This is a genomic window from Wenzhouxiangella sp. AB-CW3, from assembly GCF_014725735.1.
Taxonomy (GTDB): domain Bacteria; phylum Pseudomonadota; class Gammaproteobacteria; order Xanthomonadales; family Wenzhouxiangellaceae; genus Wenzhouxiangella.
On record NZ_CP061368.1, the window covers coordinates 955,904 to 976,140 of the forward strand.

Annotated in this window: 19 protein-coding genes; 15 read left to right on the forward strand and 4 right to left on the reverse strand. The window is 62.0% G+C overall.

Going from position 1 to position 20,237, the window contains the following annotated elements:
- The first annotated feature begins 39 nt into the window (after positions 1-39).
- Together IC757_RS04075 and IC757_RS04080 are read left to right on the forward strand one after the other, a co-directional pair.
- Positions 40-1,491 carry a bifunctional 2-methylcitrate dehydratase/aconitate hydratase gene (locus IC757_RS04075; RefSeq protein ID WP_190976107.1) on the forward strand — a complete coding sequence of 484 codons (1,452 nt, stop codon included), beginning with the start codon at positions 40-42 and terminating at the stop codon, positions 1,489-1,491.
- Between the two features lie 178 nt (positions 1,492-1,669).
- Positions 1,670-1,903 (forward strand): DUF6290 family protein, encoded by a 234-nt coding sequence (locus tag IC757_RS04080; RefSeq protein WP_190976108.1) that lies wholly within the window; start codon positions 1,670-1,672, stop codon positions 1,901-1,903.
- Positions 1,904-2,440: 537 nt separating this feature from the next.
- Here the strand turns inward: IC757_RS04080 and IC757_RS04085 are convergent.
- The gene (locus IC757_RS04085; protein WP_190976109.1) at positions 2,441-2,881 is read right to left on the reverse strand and encodes a DUF4442 domain-containing protein; all 441 of its coding nucleotides are present in this window, start codon (positions 2,879-2,881) and stop codon (positions 2,441-2,443) included.
- Positions 2,882-3,033: 152 nt separating this feature from the next.
- On the opposite strand from IC757_RS04085, the gene doeB2 reads away from it, so the two are divergent.
- The 4 genes from doeB2 to IC757_RS04105 all read left to right on the forward strand — a co-directional run bounded on the left by doeB2 (position 3,034) and on the right by IC757_RS04105 (position 8,280).
- Positions 3,034-4,206: a N(2)-acetyl-L-2,4-diaminobutanoate deacetylase DoeB2 gene (gene doeB2, locus IC757_RS04090; protein WP_223846251.1), complete on the forward strand. Its 1,173-nt coding sequence runs from the start codon at positions 3,034-3,036 to the stop codon at positions 4,204-4,206.
- A 26-nt stretch (positions 4,207-4,232) separates the two neighbouring features.
- Positions 4,233-5,501 carry an aspartate aminotransferase family protein gene (locus tag IC757_RS04095; RefSeq protein ID WP_190976110.1) on the forward strand — a complete coding sequence of 423 codons (1,269 nt, stop codon included), beginning with the start codon at positions 4,233-4,235 and terminating at the stop codon, positions 5,499-5,501.
- On the forward strand, positions 5,498-6,772 hold the full coding sequence (gene doeA / locus IC757_RS04100) for an ectoine hydrolase (RefSeq protein WP_190976111.1): 1,275 nt from the start codon (positions 5,498-5,500) through the stop codon (positions 6,770-6,772). The genes IC757_RS04095 and doeA overlap by 4 nt, the downstream gene beginning before the upstream one ends.
- A 137-nt stretch (positions 6,773-6,909) precedes the next feature.
- Positions 6,910-8,280 carry an NAD-dependent succinate-semialdehyde dehydrogenase gene (locus tag IC757_RS04105; RefSeq protein WP_190976112.1) on the forward strand — a complete coding sequence of 457 codons (1,371 nt, stop codon included), beginning with the start codon at positions 6,910-6,912 and terminating at the stop codon, positions 8,278-8,280.
- 274 nt (positions 8,281-8,554) lie between these two features.
- On the opposite strand, the gene IC757_RS04110 is transcribed toward IC757_RS04105, so the two are convergent.
- Genes IC757_RS04110 through IC757_RS04120 form a run of 3 tightly spaced genes read right to left on the reverse strand, consistent with a single transcriptional unit; the run spans position 8,555 to position 10,727 of the window.
- Positions 8,555-9,580 carry a formylglycine-generating enzyme family protein gene (locus tag IC757_RS04110; protein WP_190976113.1) on the reverse strand — a complete coding sequence of 342 codons (1,026 nt, stop codon included), beginning with the start codon at positions 9,578-9,580 and terminating at the stop codon, positions 8,555-8,557.
- Positions 9,581-9,630: 50 nt separating this feature from the next.
- On the reverse strand, positions 9,631-10,227 hold the full coding sequence (locus tag IC757_RS04115) for a chalcone isomerase family protein (RefSeq protein ID WP_190976114.1): 597 nt from the start codon (positions 10,225-10,227) through the stop codon (positions 9,631-9,633).
- 5 nt (positions 10,228-10,232) lie between these two features.
- The gene (locus IC757_RS04120) at positions 10,233-10,727 is read right to left on the reverse strand and encodes a nuclear transport factor 2 family protein (RefSeq protein WP_190976115.1); all 495 of its coding nucleotides are present in this window, start codon (positions 10,725-10,727) and stop codon (positions 10,233-10,235) included.
- A gap of 268 nt (positions 10,728-10,995) precedes the next feature.
- Here IC757_RS04120 and IC757_RS04125 point away from each other — a divergent pair, with 268 nt between their 5' ends.
- From IC757_RS04125 to IC757_RS04165, 9 genes are all read left to right on the forward strand, one after another.
- Positions 10,996-11,913, forward strand: a complete 918-nt coding sequence (locus tag IC757_RS04125; RefSeq protein ID WP_190976116.1) for an acyl-CoA desaturase — start codon at positions 10,996-10,998, stop codon at positions 11,911-11,913.
- The gene (locus tag IC757_RS04130; protein WP_190976117.1) at positions 11,910-13,151 is read left to right on the forward strand and encodes an NAD(P)/FAD-dependent oxidoreductase; all 1,242 of its coding nucleotides are present in this window, start codon (positions 11,910-11,912) and stop codon (positions 13,149-13,151) included. Before IC757_RS04125 ends, IC757_RS04130 begins: the two co-directional genes overlap by 4 nt.
- Positions 13,144-13,887, forward strand: coding sequence for a DUF1365 domain-containing protein (locus tag IC757_RS04135; RefSeq protein ID WP_190976118.1), 744 nt, complete (start codon positions 13,144-13,146; stop codon positions 13,885-13,887). Before IC757_RS04130 ends, IC757_RS04135 begins: the two co-directional genes overlap by 8 nt.
- Before the next feature lie 12 nt (positions 13,888-13,899).
- Positions 13,900-15,180 carry an SAM-dependent methyltransferase gene (locus IC757_RS04140; RefSeq protein ID WP_190976119.1) on the forward strand — a complete coding sequence of 427 codons (1,281 nt, stop codon included), beginning with the start codon at positions 13,900-13,902 and terminating at the stop codon, positions 15,178-15,180.
- Entirely contained in the window at positions 15,177-15,746 is a 570-nt protein-coding gene (locus IC757_RS04145; protein ID WP_190976120.1) for a DUF2878 domain-containing protein, read from the forward strand. Before IC757_RS04140 ends, IC757_RS04145 begins: the two co-directional genes overlap by 4 nt.
- Positions 15,733-16,758 (forward strand): SAM-dependent methyltransferase, encoded by a 1,026-nt coding sequence (locus IC757_RS04150; RefSeq protein ID WP_190976121.1) that lies wholly within the window; start codon positions 15,733-15,735, stop codon positions 16,756-16,758. The genes IC757_RS04145 and IC757_RS04150 overlap by 14 nt, the downstream gene beginning before the upstream one ends.
- A gap of 3 nt (positions 16,759-16,761) precedes the next feature.
- The gene (locus IC757_RS04155; protein WP_190976122.1) at positions 16,762-18,087 is read left to right on the forward strand and encodes a sensor histidine kinase; all 1,326 of its coding nucleotides are present in this window, start codon (positions 16,762-16,764) and stop codon (positions 18,085-18,087) included.
- Positions 18,088-18,207: 120 nt separating this feature from the next.
- Positions 18,208-19,185 carry a diphosphomevalonate decarboxylase gene (gene mvaD, locus IC757_RS04160; protein ID WP_190976123.1) on the forward strand — a complete coding sequence of 326 codons (978 nt, stop codon included), beginning with the start codon at positions 18,208-18,210 and terminating at the stop codon, positions 19,183-19,185.
- A complete protein-coding gene (locus IC757_RS04165) occupies positions 19,185-20,234 on the forward strand; it encodes a mevalonate kinase (RefSeq protein WP_190976124.1) in 1,050 nt (349 codons plus the stop codon). The genes mvaD and IC757_RS04165 overlap by 1 nt, the downstream gene beginning before the upstream one ends.
- Positions 20,235-20,237 lie beyond the last annotated feature (3 nt).

Genomic DNA, 20,237 nt, shown 5'->3' on the forward strand with positions numbered 1-20,237 from the left:
ATAAGGTAGGAGTACGCCGGTAGACACAGGAGCTTCACCATGGGTGGTGCAACGGATCATCGATCAGCCTCCCGTCCCGGGCCTGATCGATTGCTTGTCGAGGTGGCCGACTATGTCTGCGGCCAGGAGGTCGATTCCAGCGAAGCCCGGCAGACGGCCCACTACTGCCTGAAAGACTCCCTGGCCTGTGCTTTGCTGGCCCTTGAACACCCCGAATGCGTCAAGCTGCTTGGCCCACCGGTTTCGGGCATGAGCATGGAGGCGGGTGTTCGCGTCCCGGGCACACTGCATCGTGTCGACCCGCTCAAGGGAGCGTTTGATATCGGGGCGCTGGTGCGCTGGCTGGATTTTAACGACACCTGGCTGGCTGCCGAGTGGGGGCACCCGTCTGACAACCTGGGCGCCATCCTGGCCGTGGCCGACTGGCGATCGCGCGACCACCGCGCAGCAGGCCGCGAGCCACTGACCATGCGCGATGTGCTCGATGCCATGATCAAGGCCCACGAGATCCAGGGTGTGCTGGCATTGAAAAATTCCTTCAATCGCGTCGGGCTGGACCATGTCCTGCTGGTGCGCGTGGCCTCGACGGCCGTGGTCACGCGCATGCTCGGTGGTTCGCGCAGCGATGTGATCAATGCGCTCAGCCAGGCCTGGGTCGACGGCGGTGCGCTGAGAACCTATCGCCATGCACCCAATACCGGCCCGCGCAAGAGCTGGGCGGCCGGGGATGCCTGCCGCCGGGCGGTGCAGCTTGCCCTGATCACCCTGGCCGGCGAACCGGGCTACCCTTCGGCGCTGACGGCCAAGGGCTGGGGTTTCCAGGATGTCCTGTTCGGCGGCAAGGAGCTGGTGCTTGAGCGGGACTTGGACAGTTACGTGATGGAAAACATCCTGTTCAAGATCGCGTTCCCGGCCGAGTTCCACGCCCAGACGGCGGTCGAATGCGCGCTCGAACTGCACCCGCAGGTCAAAGACCGCATCGACGAGATCGAGCGCGTCGAGATCGAAACCCAGGAGGCAGGTGTGCGCATAATCGACAAGACCGGCCCGCTGGACAACTATGCCGACCGCGATCACTGCCTACAGTACATGGTCGCCGTGCCGCTGATCTTCGGCGAGCTGACCGCCGAATCCTACACCGATGCCACGGCAGCCGACCCACGCATCGACGCCCTGCGCGAAAAGATGACGGTCAGGGAGAATGCGCGCTTTACCGAAGAGTACTTCGATGCCGACAAGCGTGCCATCGGCAACGCCGTGCAGGTGTTCTTCGCCGATGGCAGCCACACCGAGAAGGTTTCCATCGACTATCCCGTCGGCCACCGTCGCCGCCGGGAAGAGGGCATTCCGCTGCTCGAAGACAAGTTCGAACGCGCCGTTCGCGGCCATTTCCCGGCCCGCCGAAGCAAAGAAATCCTCAAGGCCTGCGGCGACTTCGAGACCCTGGCAGGAATGCCCATACCGGATTTCACCAGTCTCTGGTCCATGTGATGGCCCTGCGTGGGTGGCTCACCGCAGAGACACGGAGTTCACAGAGCCAAGCCATTGAGAAGCAAATGGAAACTGTAGTGAGAGGTCTTGATGAGGCGTTGGCGGAAGGCGCATAGGATTTGCAGACATTTGTGCGACATGGTATACATGCATACCATGTTTTCCCCGGGGGTCCGAGATGTCCAGACAGACTGCCGTTCGATTGACTGACGAGACCTATGAGCGACTGAAGGCCTTGGCCGAGAAGACCGGACGCACGGCCACTTTCTATATTCGCGAGGCAATCGAGCAGCACCTCGAAGACCTGGAAGATCTCTATCTCGCTGAGCAGACACTAGCGCAAGTGCGCGAAGGCAAGGAACGAACCTACAGCTTGGACGAAGTAGAGCGCGACCTTGGCCTGGCGGATTGAGCTGACATCCCGAGCTCGTAAGCAACTCGACAAGATCGGTGCCACTGATGCCGGTCGGATTGTCCTCTCCGTCGAGTTCAATCACTTGATGACCCTCGTCTGCAGGGCAAGGCCTTGCGCGGCGAGCTGACTGAATTCTGGCGTTACCGCATCGGTCACCGCAGGGAGGTATACCGGCAGAAGCCCTATTAAAGGGCCACGATGTGGATCGTTTCCCAGGTGGGCTATCCCAAGGTGTTTTAGGGAGCCAGTAACTCCGCGAAAACCGGCTCGGATACATTTTCGGCAATGGTCTTCAATAACTACCCCACCTCTCAGCACCGGGTGGTACCGGCCGGGCTGGGCTGAAAACGGTGCGGATTCTTGTACGACCCTTCCGCACCATCCGTGGCATGACGTCAATCCGAAGCCAGCATTCCCTACATGGCACCAGCATAATTTCAGTGGCACCACCACGCCACCACAACCTGACGCGCCACATCCGCCGACCACCGTTTTCAGCCCAGAACGGCCGGCGCCACCCGGTGCCGCCACCTCTCACCTGCGTCGGACATACAAGGTCCGCGTCACATGCGCCACCACGTCGCCGTCCTCGTCAACGATATCGACCGGCATGACCCGCAGGCACTTCGAGCCATCGGCGGTGGCCTGGCGAATCTCCTCGACCAGTTGTTCGCCGATGACGAACTCCGCGCGCACCCGCCCGCGACCGGGCTTGCGATAGTCGATGGTGCCGGCCTTGTCCCAGACGATGTAGTCGCGCCCCAGGATCTGGATCATCATCAGCATGTAGAAGGGATCGGTCATGGCCGACAGGCTGCCGCCGAAGTGCACGCCAACGTAGTTCCTGTTGTACCAGCGCAGCGGCATTTCCACGATGAGGTGGCTGAAATCTTCAGCGATATGGGTGACCCGAATCCCGGTGCCGAAATACGGCGGGTACAGATTCAGGCGCCAGCGCAGGTGCGAGGGTTTCATGTCGTTCAGTCCTGTTCCAGGCTGACTATTTTGCACCAAACTGTCTCGTGGCTAAGGAACTTGCAATGCTGCAAAGGTCACTACTAGGGTAGGACGCAAGGGTTCGGATCCCGGAACGTGTCCGGGGTGGCTTTCGATGACAAGGAGCGAGAGTGAGCGCGAAACTCGACCCCGTCTGGCAGCGCATGACCGATGCCGCCGTCGACCTGCGCCATGCGCTGCACCGTCAGCCGGAACTGGCCTGGCAGGAAGAGCGCACGGCCGCGACCATTCGTGCCCGGCTCGATGAGCTGGGTATCGGCTGGCGCGAGTGTGCCGGCACCGGCACCATCGGCTTGCTGGCGGCCGACCGACCCGGCCGGCACATCGCCCTGCGCGGCGACATCGATGCCTTGCCCATCAACGAAGAAAGCGGGGTCGAGTGGGTGTCCGAGCGTCCCGGCTTCATGCACGCCTGCGGCCATGATGGTCACACCGCCACGCTGATGGCGGCGGCCACCTGGCTGAAACAACATGAAGATCAACTACCTGGCCCGGTCAGCCTGCTGTTCCAGCCGGCCGAAGAGGGCGGCCACGGTGCCAGGCGGATGATCGAGAACGGGGCGCTGGATGGTGTCGACGCCATCTTTGGCTGGCACAACTGGCCGGCCATTCCCTACGGCAAGGCGGTCTGCCCCGACGGCGCGGTGATGGCCGGCAACGGCAGCTTCGAGATTGTAGTGAAAGGCCGCGGCGGTCATTCCAGCCAGCCCGAGGCCTGCCGCGATCCCGTGCTGGCCGGCTCGGCCATTGTCGTGGCCCTGCAGCAGGTGGTCAGCCGGCGCCTGTCGCCCCAGTTCGCCACGGTGCTGTCGGTGACTTCCTTCGAGGCGCCGAGCGCGCTGACCGTCATTCCCGACAGCGCAACGCTCAGGGGCAGTTTTCGCCTGGGCAACAGCGGCACGCGCGAGCCGCTGTCGCAGCTGATCCGAGAAGTGGCCGAATGCACCGCCCGGGCCCATGGCGTGGACTGCGAGATCACCGTCCACCCGCGCTACGATGCAACGGTCAACCATCCGGCCGAGGCGGCACGCTACCGCCAGGCGCTGGTCGCCGAACTCGGCGATGCCGTCATCGACCGCGAATTGCCGCTGCCGATCATGGCGTCGGAAGATTTCAGCTATTACCTCAAGAAAGTTCCCGGTGCCTTCGCACTGGTCGGTGCCGATGACGGCAACAACCATCACCATCCCTGCCACAGCCCGATGTACGACTTCAACGACCGGCTGATCGCGCCCGTGGCCGCGGTCTTTGCCCGGCTGGCCGGCGTCCCGGTGCCGGCCTGACCTGCAATATTGCCAAGGAGGAAAACATGCAGATCTTCGAACAATGGGAATCCGACATCCGCGGCTATTGCCGCCTGTATCCGACCGTGTTCAAGTCGGCCTCCAACGCCCGCCAGGTCGACGAGAACGGCAAGTCCTACATCGACTTCTTTGCCGGTGCCGGGGTGCTGAATTTCGGCCACAACAACGAGCGCATGAAGCGCGCCATGATCGACTTTCTCCAGCGCGATGGCGTGGCCCACAGCCTGGACATGTACACCGACGTCAAGCGTGATTTCATCACGAAGTTCGTCGACACCATCGTCAAGCCGCGTGGCTGGAGCCACAAGCTGCAGTTCATGGGTCCGACCGGCACCAACGCGGTCGAAACCGCGCTCAAGCTGGCACGCAAGGTCACCGGCCGCGGCAATGTCGTGGCCTACATGCACGGCTTTCACGGCATGACCCTGGGCTCGCTGGCACTGACGGCCAACAGCTACTTCCGCAATGCCGCCGGTGTGCCGCTGGAGCATGTGATCCGGCAACCGTTCGGCGGCGACGAGCGCCCGCTGGAGCAGTGCCTGGCCGAGGTCGAAAGCCTGCGCGAGATGTTCACCGATTCCTCGGCCGGGGTCGAGCTGCCGGCCGCCTTCGTCATCGAGCCCATCCAGGCCGAGGGCGGCGTGCACGTGGCCCATCCCGAATGGCTCCGGGCGGTCGAGGCGCTGGCGCGCGAGATCGACGCGCTGGTCATACTCGACGACATTCAGGCCGGTTGCGGGCGCACCGGCAGCTACTTCAGCTTCGACGATCTGGGCCTGGACCCGGACATCGTCACCCTGGCCAAGGGCATCGGCGGGTTCGGCACGCCGCTGGCAATGAACCTGATCAAGCCCGAGTACGACAAGCACTGGCAGCCCGGCGAGCACACCGGCACCTTCCGCGGCCAGGGCCTGAGTTTCGTCGCCGGCGTCGAGGCGCTGAAGTACTTCGACGATGACGAGCTGATGAACGAGACCCGCGCCAAGGGCCGCATGATGCGCGAGCGGATTGAGGCCATCGCCGAGCGACATGCTGGTCATAGCTTCAGCGTGCGCGGCAAGGGCATGATGCAGGGGCTGGATGTGGCCGATGGCGACCTGGCCAAGCGCACCGCATCAAGGGCTTTCGAGTCGGGCCTGCTGATCGGCGCCTGTGGTACCGGAGGCCGGGTCCTCAAGCTCATCCCGCCGCTGACCATCCCCGAAGCCGACCTGAAGGAGGGCCTGGACCTGCTGGAGTCGGCCATTGAACACAGCGTGGAGAAGGCGGCATGAGACAGCGCGACGACATGACCTTTCCGTTCGAGGAGTACGAGCGGCGACTGCGCGAATTGCGCGAGCGCATGGAAGAACGCCTGCTCGACGCGGTGGTGATCAGCGATCCGGAAAACCTGATGTATCTGACCGACTATCAGACCACCGGCTACTCGTTCTTCCAGGCACTGGTCGTGCCGCTGGCCGACGAGCCGTTCATGATCACCCGTGCCATGGAGGAATCCAACATCCATGCCCGTACCTGGGTCGAAGAAACCCGGCCCTACCCGGATACCGGCGATGCCATCCAGATGCTGGTCGAGTCGATGCGCGAGTTCGGTCTGCATGGCAAGAATATCGGCTACGAGCGCAACAGCTACTTCTTTCCGGCCTATCACCAGGACAGCATTCACACCACCTTCCTCGAAGGTCGGCTGCTCGACTGCTTCGGCATCGTCGAGGAAGGGCGGGTCTGCAAGTCCAAGGCCGAGATCGAGATCATGAAGAAGGCCGCGCGTGCTACCGAGTGCGGCATGAAGGCCGGGCTGGAAGCGGCGGCTGCCGGGGTGACCGAAAACGAGATCGGCGCGGCCATATCCGATGCCATGTTTCGCATCGGCGGCGAGCCGCCGGCTGTCATGCCCTATGTGACCTCGGGGCCACGCACCATGATCGGTCACGCCACCTGGGAGGGACGCACGGTGCAACCGGGCGAGCATGTCTTTCTCGAGATCGCCGGCTGTTTCCGCCGCTACCACACGGCGATGATGCGCACCGTCGTGCTGGGCGATCTCACGCGCTCGATGGAACACGCACAGGAGCGGATGAAACATGCCCTGAAAGAGCTCAAGTCGGTGTTGCGACCGGGCATGACCGTGTCGGATGCCGACAACCTGGTGCGCAACATCATCAGCGACAATGACGTGGGCGCGCGCCTGATCACGCGCTCGGGCTACTCCATCGGCATTGCCTTTCCACCGAGCTGGGACGAGGGCTATATCATCAGCCTCAAGCAGGGCGACTCGCGTGTGTTGAAAGAAGGCATGACCTTCCACATCATTCCCTGGATGTGGGGGGTGGATGGCAACAAGACCGTCGGTATCTCCGACACCATCTACATCACCGCCGACGGCTGTGCCTCGTTCTTCGAACTGGACGAGGACTTTACGGTCAAGCCCGAACACGCAGTGCGCGAGTTACCGCTGGCCGATGACAAGGCGCGCGAGATCAAAAAACGCGCGGCCGGCAAGAGTCCCGTGAAAGGCGTTCGAACCGCGGATGAACGCGGATGAACTTAGATTGAACCAAGAAGAATTCACCACAGAGGCACAGAGCACACAGAGTTAAGTTCCAAAATTAGTACTTTTCAATTTCTTCCTCTGTGCCCTCTGTGTCTCTGTGGTGAATTCTTATATTCCTAGGAGAAGTCATGCTCAAGGCGATCAATCCGACCACCGGCAAGCTGCTGCACGAAGTCCAGCCGGCCTCCGACCAGCAGGTCGAGAAGATACTGTCCAGGGCCCAGTCGGCCTGGCCGGACTGGCGGGACACGAGCTTTGCCGAGCGTGCGAAGGTGCTCAGAGACGTGGCGCGAGTGATGCGCGAGGATGTCGAGCACCTGGCCCTGCTGATGACCGAAGAGATGGGCAAGCCCATTCGCGAAGCCCGGGGCGAGGTCGAGAAGGCGGCCTGGTGTGCTGAACACTATGCCGAGCATGCCGAGGAGTATCTGAAAATCGACGTGCTGGCCTCGGACGCTACCTCCAGCTACGTGCAGTACCTGCCCCTGGGCGCGATCCTGGGCATCCTGCCGTGGAATGCGCCGTTCTGGCTGGCGTTTCGTTTCGGTGCACCCACGCTTATGGCCGGCAATACCTGCCTGATGAAGCACGATCCGCATGTGCCCGCCTGCGCCGAGGCCATCGGCAAGCTGTTCGAGCGCGTCGATGCACCGGCCGGCATCTTCCAAAACCTGCCCATCGAGACCGACAAGGTCGAAGGGGTGATTCGCGATGAGCGGATTCAGGCGGTGTCGTTTACCGGCTCCGAGGAGGCCGGTGGGATCGTCGCCTCCATCGCCGCGTCCGAGATCAAGCATTCCGTGCTGGAACTGGGCGGGTCCGATCCGGCCATCGTGCTGGCTGATGCCGACCTGGAAAAGGCCGCCGACACCATCACGCTGTCTCGCATCATCAATGCCGGGCAGAGTTGCATTGCGGCCAAGCGCATTATCGTCGAGGCATCGGTCTACCACCACATGGTCGAGTTGCTGGATAAGAAGCTTGGCGCCCTGCGTCTGGGCGACCCGCGCGAGGAGGACACCGATGTCGGCCCCATTGCACGCGAAGACCTGCGCGACAATCTGCATCGCCAAGTCACCGAAACCATCGAGGCCGGCGCCCGTTGCCTGCTTGGCGGCGAGTTGCCCGATGAGGACGGTTTCTATTATCCGGTTACACTGCTGGCCGATGTCACCGCCGATATGGCGGCCGCGCGCGAGGAAACTTTCGGGCCCGTTGCCGTGGTCATGAAGGCGGCCAGTGCCGACGACGCCCTGGCCATGGCCAACGACACCTGCTACGGCCTGGCCGCGGCGGTGTGGACCGATGCCGGGCGCGGCGAGGAGATGGCGGTAAAACTGGAAACCGGGCAGGTGGCGATCAACGGCATCGTCAAGACTGATCCGCGGCTGCCGTCAGGCGGTATCAAGCGATCCGGCATCGGACGCGAGCTGGGGCCGCACGGGATCCACGAGTTCGTGAATGCGCAGCAGGTCTGGATCGGGCCGGTCAGGGGGTGAACGGGTGGTGCCGTGCGGCAGGGTGTCTCCGACGGCTTTCGATTTCGGGGGTTCATTGGTGCGTGGTGGCGTTCTGGTGCCGGTACGATTGCCGCTGCGGGTCTGGTTGGATCAGCGGCCTCGACACCGCCTGAGCGGAGACTGAATGAACGGCTATTTTCTTGCAGCATTCCGCGCCGTCTCCAAAACCCTGCCGCACGACACCACCCGTTCTGAAGGGTTGGGTGGCTTGGAAAGAATGAGTGGTGCCGGGGCAGGGGTGGCTTGTGGCAGTCTACTGGCGTGTTTGCGCCACGCGGAATCCAATCATGGGGGCCGAACCGGCCGGTCGCAGGCTGTTGTTGCGATGGCCGACCGACAGGGCATTGGCATTGTGGTGCCAGCTGCCCCCGCGAAACAGTCGCGTGTCTCCCGACTCCGCACCGCGATAGTCCAACTGGTCGGATGTCGGGAGGTCTGCTGACCAGTCCCAGACGAACTCGCCGGCATTGCCACTCATGTCGTACAAGCCCAGCTGGTTGGGCTGCTTTTTGCCCACGGGTTGCACCTGGCGATCGGCGTTGGCGCGATACCAGGCCACTTCGTCACTGGCCGCTTCATCTTCATGGCTGGCCTCGGCACCGCTGGGCCAATCGGGTGCCGCCCAGTAGAGCAGCTCACCATCGGGTTGTTCCACGGCATGTTCGCTGGTCTCACTGCCGCGCCAGCTGGCCGCGTACTGCCATTCGCCTTCCGTGGGAAGACGGTAGCCAGTGGCCGACCAGTCCACCCAGTCGTTCTGCATGGTGGGCAGGTCGGTGGCATCGGTGGCCAGCTCACTGTGTTCGGAGTCCAGGTAGTAGACCGGTTGCAGTCCGGCGATCTCGCTGTAGGCGTTAGTCCAGACGATCACGTCATTCCAGGTGACGCGGGTGACCGGGTGAAACCGGCCTTCTTCGGTAGGAGCCGCGCCTTCATCGCTTCGAAGGACCTCCAGGCCCTTGCGATCAAAGGTATAGCCGTTGTCCTCGGCCCACTGGCGCACGGTGTACCAAAGTTCGTAGGTGACCGGGTAACGGCCGATGGCAAAGTCATTGACCTGGTGCCGGAACTTTTCTCCGCCGAGTGCGTGCTGGGGGAACACGCCACCGGGCACGGAGACCAGCTCACGATGTTCTGGGTTGTGGCCACCGATCAGCGGCGGCGGCTCGATCTCCGTTTCTGCCAAGACCATCGAGGTGGTTAGTAGCAATACCATCATTGCCAGTGTCTGTTTGCCGGTGTTCGGTTGCCAGTGCATAAATGAGAATGGCTGGGACATGATCACTCCTTCCGTTGTTTTTCGGGCTCTACGTTCATTCTGCGCCCGGCTTAAACGGATTCTGTGCGGAGAATATGCCACCGATATGGCGAATATTGGAATGAGCCAGCGGCACTCAGCGACTGATCCAGCAGTCTGTTCTTGAGACGATGGTGGAAGGGGCGTTCGCCGAACCAGATATTGAAATACTCGGCGCCACGACCCTGGTCGGGACATTCGGTCAGCAGATCGCCGTTTCGATAAAGGGCAAGGCGGGTTTCGGGCTCGTAGACCACATCGAAGCGTTCGCCACGTTCGGCATCCACGTAGGCGTTGGCCAGGCAGGCCAGATCCCGGGGTAGCTCGTCCCGAGATTTGAGATCCAGGTTATCGACCAGGGTGTCGTTGGCGCTGTCGATCAGATCCCGACCGCTCATGTCGCGCGCCAGTTCCAGCGAGAAACGCTTGGGGATCGACTCCAGGATACGCTCTGCATCCTTGCACTCGGCCAGGTAGAGACGTGCCGTGCCGACATTGAACAGTCCGGCAACCCGTAGCTCCACCTCGGCACACTGCGTCAACTTGTCTGCATCATCTGCCGCGGCAGGCATGGATGTCAGCAGCAGGATCAGCAGGCCCGCCCGGCTTGCGGTGCGAAGGAGATACATGCGCATCACTCCATGCGGTTGCGGGCCTGACGTATGGCGAATCCCACGAAGGGCAGGTGGGCATACAGCGCGTGACCGCTATCCCAGAAGTCCTGATGCAGTACGACCTGACCATTCTCGTCGAAGCGCAGATGCGTCATGCCAATGGAATGTGAATGCACATCACGTCCGGCCGCACGGGTCTTGAACTCCATGACCCAGCGTACGTAGACGTCGGCTTCATCCTGAATGACTTGCTTGATCTCGACATGGCTTTCGGTCAGGGAGGCTCCGGTACGGCGCATGTAGTCGACCAGGGCATCACGCTCGTGGAAGACGTGAAGGGTGTCATTGAAGTAGATCTCTGACGCGTACAGGGCCTGGAATCGTTCCGCCAGGTCGGGAGCTGTCAGGTCGGAAAAAGCGGCAGCGAACCGTTCAAGACCCTGTTCGATTTGAGCATCCTGACCGGCGAAACGGGACAAGGCCTGATCATACTCGCTCACGGTGGTTGCATCCATCGTCATACTCCGGGCCATGCAGCCAGCCGTCATGGCCGCCAGAAGGACGGTCACGAGACACAGCTTGATGAGTAAGGTGAATTTCATGGCAACAGTGTCAGGTACGTCGTGTCAAGCCCCGGTGAACCCCTGGTCTCTCCCCTTTCGCCGCTTGGCCGTCCGAATGTCGACGGGCGTCGTGCGTGGCCGTCTGCGTGGGTCTTCACTGCCGATTCACTGCCCGACAAGTTCAATAAGCGGGAATGTTGACGGAAGTGAAAGACCCTGAATGAACCCATTTCGCATCTGGCTGGACTCTGGGCGCTACCACCACTCCGATAATGCAGACCCGCACCGTATAGACTGGCTTCGCATACTGCCGTTCATTGGGCTGCACCTGGCATGCCTGGGCGTTCTCCTGGTTGGGGTTTCCGCCACGGCGTTGGTGGTGTTTCTGGCCAGCTACCTCATCAGGATGTTTGCCATCACTGCGTTCTACCATCGCTACTTTTCGCATCGGGCGTTTCGAACCTCGCGCCCCATGCAGTTTGCATTTGCCTTGCTGGGTGCTTCGGCGACTCAGCGCGGACCGCTGTGGTGGGCGGCCCATCACAGACAGCACCATCGACATGCCGACACATCCGACGATCCGCACTCGCCGTCTGCGGGATTCTGGTGGAGTCACATGGGGTGGTTTCTGAGCAGGCGTCATTTCGGAACCGATCTCAAGCAGGTGCCGGATCTGGCTCGATATCCCGAGCTTCGTTGGCTGGATCGTTTCGATCTGATCGTGCCCGTACTCTATGCTGCCGGACTGTTCGGACTGGGCCTGGTCCTGGAGCGCTGGGCCCCCGGGCTCAATACCAGTGGCTGGCAGTTGCTGGTCTGGGGATATTTCGTCTCCACGGTGGTACTGATTCACGTCACGCTGACTATCAATTCACTGGCCCATGTCTGGGGCAGCCGACGATTCGAAACACGGGATGACAGTCGCAACAATGGCCTGCTGGCCCTGCTGACGCTGGGCGAGGGCTGGCACAACAACCACCATCATTTTCCCGGATCGGCCCGCCAGGGTTTCTATTGGTGGGAGGTCGACATCAGCTACTACGTGCTTTGGCTGATGGCACGCGTAAGGTTGATCCATGGTCTCAAGTCGGTACCCGAGCGTGTACTGAACGCACGCCGGATCGAGGCGTCGCCATGAAGTTTGTCATCGTGGGCGCCGGTATTGCAGGTCTGTACGCTGCCTGGCACCTTTCGCGTCGGCACGAGGTCATCGTGCTGGAGGCAGAAGAGCGCCTGGGTGGGCATGCCGATACCCACCGGGTGGTCGACGAGCAGGGTGAGCATTTCATCGACTCGGGGTTCATTGTCTTCAATGAGCAGCACTATCCGCTGTTTTCGGACTGGCTTCGATCGCTGGGCGTGTCCAGCCAGAAGACCGATATGAGCTTCGGTGTCAGTGATCCGTTTCGGAATCTCGAGTACAACGCCACCACTCTCAACGGTCTGTTCTGTCAGCGCCGCAATCTGGTGAGTCCACGCTTCTACGGCATGATCGCCGACATTGTCAGATTCTATCGCTCGGCACCGGCTTTGATGAACTCACTGGACGATCAGACCACCTTGTCTCAATGGCTGGCTGGCAGCGGCATGGGCCAGATGTTTGCCGATTGCCACCTGATGCCCATGGCATCGGCACTCTGGTCGGCTCCCATGGGACAGATCGGTGCCTTCCCCATGCGACATTTGCTGGCCTTCATGGACAACCACGCCATGCTGCAGCTCACCGGCCGGCCCGCCTGGAAAACCGTGACCGGCGGCAGTCGCAGCTATGTCGAAGCGGCAACCCGGTGTCAGGCCCGCTTTCAGACGGGTAGTCCGGTCAGACAGGTACTGCGCGAGGCTGATCGCGTGCGGATCCGGACCGACCATGGTGAACTGAGTGCTGATGGTGTCATATTGGCCTGTCACTCTGATCAGGCGTTGTCCGTGCTGGCAGATGTCAGTCCGACCGAACGAGCAGTGCTGGGGGCGGTTGCCTATCAGCCCAACGAGGCCGTGCTTCACACGGATGTGTCGGTGCTTCCGCGCCGGCCCAGGGCCCGAGCCGCCTGGAACGTACGACTCGACAGTGCTGACGACGAGCAGTGCAGGGTGACTTACTACATGAATGCGCTTCAGCGCATCCCGAGTAGGCGCCAGTACATGGTTTCGCTCAATCAGGCTGAACGCATTGCCGAGGAATCGATCATCGCGCGTCGGTACTATTCCCATCCGGTATTCACACCTGCGGCTGTCAGTGCGCAAGAACGCTGGGCCTGCATCAATGGTCCGCGACGAACCTGGTTCTGTGGCGCCTGGTGGGGCTGGGGCTTTCATGAAGATGGTGCTCGAAGCGCCCGCCGTGTCATCGACGATATCGAGAGCCGAGATGAATAATGCACTGGCCCTCGGCCACGTCTGGCACAAGCGCAATCTGCCTGAACCGCATCGGTTTGAATATCGCGTTTACTACAGTCTGCTGGATCTGGGGGATCTCGAAGATACGTTCGCCCGCAGCCGGTTGTGGTCCATGGAGCGCATCAACCTGGTCAGTTTTCGTCGGCGCGACTACATGGCACCTGTCGATCTTCGACTCGACCAGGTGGTCCGCGAACTGGTGCTGTCGCGGATTGGCTACTGTCCCCCCGGTCGCATTCGCCTGCTTGCCCACCCCAGACAGTGGGGCGTGTGCTTTAATCCGGTCAGTTTCTATTTCTGCGACGACGAACGCGGACGACTGTCGGTCATTGTCGCGGAAATCAACAATACACCGTGGGATGAAAGGCATGCCTACGTGCTGGACTGCCGTGGTCAAGAGGGGCCGGAGTACCGGTTCGTTTTCGACAAGCAATTTCACGTCTCGCCGTTTCTGCCCATGGATATCCAGTACGACTGGCGCTTTAGGGTCGATGATTCGGGCATCGACATTCACATGCGCCTGAACCACTTCAATGCAGAATACTTTTCAGCCGGCATGAGGCTGCAGTTGCAGCCGATGACCGCTTCGGCCATGGGTCGAATGCCATTGAAGTTTCCCCTCATGACCCTGCGAGTGGTCGCGGCAATCTACTGGCAGGCATTCAGGCTGTGGCTGAAGCGCATGCCTTTTTTTCCTCATCCGGACAGGACCTGAGCGCCATCCATCATGAATCAATCGACCATCACGACTGCTACCGACAATGTCCGGAGACGACGTGGCAACGCATTCGATCGCTGGTTGAGGCGACGGTTGCTGGCACGACTGACCGGTCTAAAGCGAGCCGGCTTGACCATCCGGGACCCGGAAGGTGTAACTTTTCTTGGTCAACCGGGCGCAGAGCTGCAAGCGGAGGTCAGCGTTCATGACCTGCACTTCTGGCGTCTCATGGCCACCGGCGGCAGCGTGGGGGCGGCTGAAGCGTACATGGCCGGTCTCTGGGATACGCCAGATCCGGTGGCGGTCGTGCAGGTGCTGGCACGCAACCGACATGTGATGCCGGAGCTTGAGCGGGGCGGCGCGCGCGTGAGCAATGCCCTGCTTGGCTTGTGGCATGCCCACAATCGGAACAGCCTCAATGGCAGCCGACGCAACATCTCTGCACACTACGATCTGGGCAACGAGTTCTTCAGTGCCTGGCTTGATGAACACATGATGTATTCCAGCGCGCTGTTTCTGGATGCCGAAGAGAGCCTGGAGCAGGCTCAGCTCAACAAGCTGGATCGGATCTGCCAGAAACTGGACCTCGCGCCGGAGGATCATCTGCTTGAAATCGGGTCGGGCTGGGGTGGTCTGGCCATTCATGCCGCGCGCCACTACGGCTGTCGGGTGACCACGACCACCATTTCTCGGGAGCAGTTCGAGTACGCCCGGGAAGCGGTCGCCCGTGCCGGCCTGGCCGATCGTGTCGAGGTCCTGATGCGCGACTACCGTGATCTGGATGGCGAGTACGACAAGCTGGTTTCGGTCGAAATGATCGAAGCAGTTGGGCATCAGTATCTGGATACCTATATGGGCGCCATTGACCGCTTGCTCAGGCCCGGTGGGCTGGCCCTGATCCAGGCGATTACCATCGAGGATTCGCGATACCGTTCGGCGCTGTCGAATATCGACTTCATCAAGCGCTACATTTTTCCCGGCAGCTTCATCCCCTCGGTCAGTGCCATTTCCGGCGCCATGGCACGATCAAGCCGTCTGGGTCTGATCGAGCTGGCTGATTTCGGCAACAGTTATGCATTGACGCTGGCGCGTTGGCGGCAGCGGTTCGAATCGGCCTGGGATCGAATCAGCGAGATGGGTTTCGACGAGTCTTTCAGGCGTCGCTGGCGCTGGTACCTGGCCTACTGCGAGGGTGGTTTTCGCGAGCGCGCCATCAGCGATGTCCATCTGCTTCTGGCCGGCCCGGACTGGCGGGCCTCATCCGCTGCTGGCCTGACCGGCGGCTCATGATGACTCGCGACTTCCTGGTCAACCAGGGGCTTTTTCAGATAGCCTGGCCGGCCTGTGTCATTGGTGCAGCCCAGGGGGTGGGCTGGATTGGCGGCATGGTGGTGGGCAGCCTGGCGCTTTGGCAACTGCAAACCGTGCGCCGTCATCCCCGGGATTGGCAGATCATCATCATTTGCCTGGTCACAGGGCTGTTGCTTGACACCGCCTGGATCAGGCTGGGGCTGCTGGAGTACAGCATGGCCTGGCCGTCAGCCGAGTTCGCGCCGGCCTGGATTCTCCTGCTTTGGCTGGCGCTGGCGCTGGTCATCAATCACTCCATGGCGCTGTTCAAGCGGCGCCTGGCGTTGATCGCGGTACTGGGCGCCGTGGGTTCACCCCTGTCCTATTTCGCCGGTGCCCGCTTTGGTGCCGTCGAGTGGGTCGCGCCGGCCTGGCAGGTTGTCGTGGCCACCGGGTTGAGCTGGGCGTTGATCCTTCCCGCGCTGTTCTGGCTTGCGGGCCCGCCATCGGCGCGCAGCCAGTCGCCACGCGTCACCTACAACGGAGACCTTCATGAAGATCATTGACCTGGCCGAGCGCGCACTTTTGCCGGACTGGCTGATACGGCTTGGCATCAGAGCTTTGCTCAGGCGTCGGTTGAAACAGGAGCATGCTCAAGATCCAGAGGCACAGTCGCGTCGCTATCAGGCATTGCTCGAGGAGCTGGGTCAATCGGCCATTGCCATCGAGACCGACAAGGCCAATGAACAGCATTACGAGGTGCCGACCGTGTTCTACCAGCTGGCACTGGGTCCAAGGCTCAAGTACTCATCGGCCTGCTGGTCAAGAGGTGTGACGGGGCTGGAAAAGGCCGAAGAGGTGATGCTGGAATCCACCTGTGAGCATGCCGATCTGGTGGACGGACAGGACGTTCTCGAGCTGGGCTGCGGCTGGGGTTCGCTGACGCTCTGGATGGCCGGTCGGTATCCCAAAAGCCGGATCACCGCCGTGTCCAATTCCGCTTCGCAGCGCGCTCATATCGAGGCGCGGGCGCTGGAGTTGGGGTATGACAACATCGAAGTGATCACCTGCGATGTCAATGATCTGGAGCTGGGTCGACAGTTCGATCGTGTGGTTTCGGTGGAAATGTTCGAACACGTGCGCAACTATCGGCAGCTTCTGGCCCGGGTGGCCGAATGGTTGAAGCCCGGCGGGTATCTGTTCGTGCACATCTTCTGTCACCGTTACCTGGCCTATCCCTTCGAGACTGAAGGCGATGGCAACTGGATGGGCCGGTACTTCTTTACCGGGGGGCTGATGCCGGCCGCCGACACCCTGTTACACTTTGCCGATGATGTACAGATCGACAAGCGCTGGCTGTTTTCCGGCACGCACTATGCCCGCACCGCGCGCGCCTGGCTGGACAACATGGATGCCCACCGCTCGAAGGTGGACCAGGTGATGCAGCACACTTACGGCGATGATGCCGCACGCTGGCGACAGCGCTGGCGGATGTTCTTCATGGCCTGCGAGGAGCTGTTTGGTTTTGATCGGGGCAATGCCTGGCTGGTTGCCCATTGCCGATTCATTCGACGCTGACTCATGCCTCTTGGACGTCTCTTTACCGGTGGAATCCGGACCAAGCTGGTCAAGGTCTTTGTGCTTCAGATCATGGCCATCAGTGTTGCCACGGTACTGGGCGTCTATGCGGCAGCCTGGGTGGTCGAGCGGGTGCTGGTCAAGGAGGCGCTCAACGGTGAGGCCAACCATTTCTGGAGCCATTACGAAGCCGACCCCGGATTCGCCCTGCCCAACACCAATAACCTGAAAGGATACCTCGCGCCCGGCGGTGATGAAGCCGGAGTGCCGGAGTGGTTGCAGGGGCAGGAGCCCGGTTTCCGGCGCGTGGACGAGGGGCCGGATTCCGAACCGGTCATCCACGTCAGCGATCGCAACGGCGATCGCCTTTACCTGGTCTTCGACGAAGTGCAGGTATCGCAACTGGCCTTTTACTTCGGGGTGGCTCCGCTGACCGGGGTGCTGTTGCTGATCTATATTCTGACCTGGCTTGGATACATGATGTCGAGGCGTGCCGTATCCACGGTGGTTCAGCTCGCTGAGGCGGTGCGCAACTACGATTTCCGCAAGGGCCGACTCGAGGAACTGAACCCTGAAGATTTCGAAGCCGGAAACGATACCGAAACCCTGGCGCTGATCAATGCCTTCAACCAGTTCATTCATCGTCTGGAATGGTTCATTCAGCGCGAGCGCAACTTCACCCGCAACGCCAGTCATGAGCTGAGGACGCCGCTGGCAGTCTTGCGTGCCAACCTCGATCTGCTTACCCGGAAGCAAGCGGGAGACTCGCCTGACGCTCCGACGTTGCAGCGTATGGCGCGGACCGTGCGAGACATGGAGGGGTTGGTCGAAACCTTGCTGATATTGGCGCGCGAGAGCGAATCGCGGCTCAACTGGTCGTCGGTGGTGATCAACGACCTGGTGGCTGAAGTGCTTGACCAGGTCCAGCGTGCAGTGGATCGGCCGCGGGTCGAAGCCGGGGTGCAGGCTACCGGTCTCATGGAGATCGAGGCCCCGGAGCGCGTACTGGCCATCATCTTCACCAACCTGCTGCGCAACGCCCTGAGCTATACCACCGAAGGCAGGGTACAGGTATTGATCGATCGCAATGGCGTGACCGTGCAGGACACGGGTTGCGGCATGAGCGAGGCCGACCTGGAGCGTATGTTCGAGCCGTTCTACCGCGGCCATGATCGCTCCAATGAAGGCTACGGTCTGGGTCTGTCCATTGTTCGACGGCTTTGCCATCGCTTCGGCTGGAAGATCCATGCCGACAGCGAGCTGGGGGCCGGGACCGAGATCCGCATCGAGTTCCCGCAGGCGACCTTCAAGCCCTTCGGCGGCCGGTAACCTGGTTGCGATCATGAATACGGCTTGAAACCCTCAACGGCTTTGCAAACTGATTCGCCACCCTGAAGTCGAGCGCAGCCAGTATCATTGGCAGGTCCATGTCATGAATTCAGGCCTGCAATGTCTCTTCAACCTGCCACTGCCCGGGCCGGCGCCAATATCGCCCTGGTCAAGTACTGGGGAAAGCGTGATTCCGGCCTGAATCTGCCGGCAGCCGGCTCGATCTCGATCACCCTGGCCGAGCTGGAAACGCAGACCACCGTGGCGCCGATGGCCGATCTGAGCGATGACCGGCTGGAACTCGACGGCCAGTCCGCTGATCCCGCGCGTATTCGACCGGTGCTCGACCGGTTTCGTGCTCGCTCGGGCGTGGATGCAAGGTGCCGGGTGGAAACGCGGAACAATTTCCCCACCGGCGCCGGCCTGGCTTCCTCTGCATCCGGTTTTGCCGCCTTGGTGACGGCCGCCGATGCCGCCTTCGCGACCGGACTGGATGAACGGGGACTGTCCATCGAGGCCCGGCTGGGCTCGGGCTCGGCCGCCCGCTCGATCTTTGGGGGCTTTGTCGAGATGGCTTCCGGTACCCGCGTCGATGGATCGGATGCCCATGCCAGCGCGCTGGCGGACGCTCCGCACTGGCCGCTGGAGGTGGTGGTGGCCATCACCACCCGCCAGGCCAAGGCGGTGGCTTCGACCGAGGGTATGAATCACACCATGTCGACCTCACCGTATTACCCGGCCTGGTTGAGTGGCATGGATGCGGATCTGGAGCAGGCCCGAAACGCGATCGCCCGACGGGATTTTGAGCAGCTCGTGGCCGTGACCGAATCCAGTGCCCTGAAGATGCACGCCTCGGCCCTGGCGGCTCAGCCCGGTATCCTTTACTGGCACGCTGCCACCGTGGCCTGTCTGCACGAAATTCGGTCGATGCGCCTGGCCGGCACCGGCGTGTGCTTTACCGTGGATGCCGGGCCGCAGGTCAAGGCCGTCTGTCTGCCGGGACAGGGCAAGCGGGTGGCCCGGCGTTTGGCTGACATCGATGGCGTTGAGCAGGTGGTGCAGGCCCGCCTGGGTCCGGGTGCGGAGGTTGTGTCCTGATGCCTCTGAAAGCCGGTGCGCCGGGCAAGGCGGTACTGCTCGGAGAGTACGCGGTGCTCGATGGTGCGCCAGCACTGTCCCTGGCGGTGGATCGCCGTGCGCGGGTGGACCTGGAGGCGAGCTCCGGGGTGGGTCGCATCGAAGCGCCTCAGCTTGATATCGAGCCCATTGCATTCGAGATTGGCGCCCATGGCGCCCTGAGCTGGTCGGGCGCCGAGAACAGCCTGGCCGCGTTCCGGAGAACCGCGGCCATTCTGGAACACCTGGTTGCCCATGCCTGGCGCCGATACGGTGGAGTTGAGCCATTCAAGCTGCGCATTGATACAGGCGGGCTGTTTCACGGCGGTATCAAGCTGGGTCTGGGCTCGAGCGCGGCATCGGTCGTGGCCCTGGATGCGGCCATCACCGCACATGCCAGCCGCCGTCGTGGCCGTGAATCGCCCGAACAGGTGCTCGAGCGGCTGCTCCCCGTTTACCGCAGCAGCCAGGGTGGGCATGGCAGCGGCATTGATCTGGCCACCAGTCTTTACGGTGGGGCGATTGCCTATCGCCTGGCCGGCCCTCGGCCGGTCGTGCAGCCCGTGGCCCTGCCGGAGGGGCTGCACCTGATGTTCATCTGGACCGGTCAGGCGGCCTCCACGCCTGATCTGGTCGCGGCCTGGTTTCGTTTCCTCAGGCGTCACCCGGACGATGCCCGCGAGCTCGTCAATGCGATGCGGCGGGTATGCCATGAAGGACTGGAAGCGCAGCAGGCCGGCGATGCGGGTGAACTGGTCCGGCAGATCGGCGAGTACGGGCGTGTTCTGGGTACAATGGGCGATTGCGCCGGAATCCCGGTGGTTACTGCTGCGCATCGCCGGGCCATGGACCTGGCGCTTGAGCATGGTGCCGTGTGCAAGCCCTGTGGGGCCGGCGGCGGCGACCTGGCTGTGGCGGCCGCCACTTCCCCGCAGGCCCTGGCCAGCCTGGCCGATGCACTGCGCGGGACCGGACTGGATGCATTTTCGCTGGCTGCCGGCAAGGATGGCAGCCGGGTGACCGAGGCCTGAAAC

Excerpts from the sequence above, each read along its gene's own strand:
- IC757_RS04075 (WP_190976107.1), top strand. The coding sequence starts at position 40 with ATGGGTGGTGCAACGGATCATCGATCAGCCTCCCGTCCCGGGCCTGAT.
- IC757_RS04080 (WP_190976108.1), top strand. The coding sequence starts at position 1,670 with ATGTCCAGACAGACTGCCGTTCGATTGACTGACGAGACCTATGAGCGA.
- IC757_RS04085 (WP_190976109.1), bottom strand. The coding sequence starts at position 2,881 with ATGAAACCCTCGCACCTGCGCTGGCGCCTGAATCTGTACCCGCCGTAT.
- IC757_RS04095 (WP_190976110.1), top strand. The coding sequence starts at position 4,233 with ATGCAGATCTTCGAACAATGGGAATCCGACATCCGCGGCTATTGCCGC.
- doeA (WP_190976111.1), top strand. The coding sequence starts at position 5,498 with ATGAGACAGCGCGACGACATGACCTTTCCGTTCGAGGAGTACGAGCGG.
- IC757_RS04105 (WP_190976112.1), top strand. The coding sequence starts at position 6,910 with ATGCTCAAGGCGATCAATCCGACCACCGGCAAGCTGCTGCACGAAGTC.
- IC757_RS04110 (WP_190976113.1), bottom strand. The coding sequence starts at position 9,580 with ATGTCCCAGCCATTCTCATTTATGCACTGGCAACCGAACACCGGCAAA.
- IC757_RS04115 (WP_190976114.1), bottom strand. The coding sequence starts at position 10,227 with ATGTATCTCCTTCGCACCGCAAGCCGGGCGGGCCTGCTGATCCTGCTG.
- IC757_RS04120 (WP_190976115.1), bottom strand. The coding sequence starts at position 10,727 with ATGGATGCAACCACCGTGAGCGAGTATGATCAGGCCTTGTCCCGTTTC.
- IC757_RS04125 (WP_190976116.1), top strand. The coding sequence starts at position 10,996 with ATGAACCCATTTCGCATCTGGCTGGACTCTGGGCGCTACCACCACTCC.
- IC757_RS04130 (WP_190976117.1), top strand. The coding sequence starts at position 11,910 with ATGAAGTTTGTCATCGTGGGCGCCGGTATTGCAGGTCTGTACGCTGCC.
- IC757_RS04135 (WP_190976118.1), top strand. The coding sequence starts at position 13,144 with ATGAATAATGCACTGGCCCTCGGCCACGTCTGGCACAAGCGCAATCTG.
- IC757_RS04140 (WP_190976119.1), top strand. The coding sequence starts at position 13,900 with ATGAATCAATCGACCATCACGACTGCTACCGACAATGTCCGGAGACGA.
- IC757_RS04145 (WP_190976120.1), top strand. The coding sequence starts at position 15,177 with ATGATGACTCGCGACTTCCTGGTCAACCAGGGGCTTTTTCAGATAGCC.
- IC757_RS04150 (WP_190976121.1), top strand. The coding sequence starts at position 15,733 with ATGAAGATCATTGACCTGGCCGAGCGCGCACTTTTGCCGGACTGGCTG.
- IC757_RS04155 (WP_190976122.1), top strand. The coding sequence starts at position 16,762 with ATGCCTCTTGGACGTCTCTTTACCGGTGGAATCCGGACCAAGCTGGTC.
- mvaD (WP_190976123.1), top strand. The coding sequence starts at position 18,208 with ATGTCTCTTCAACCTGCCACTGCCCGGGCCGGCGCCAATATCGCCCTG.
- IC757_RS04165 (WP_190976124.1), top strand. The coding sequence starts at position 19,185 with ATGCCTCTGAAAGCCGGTGCGCCGGGCAAGGCGGTACTGCTCGGAGAG.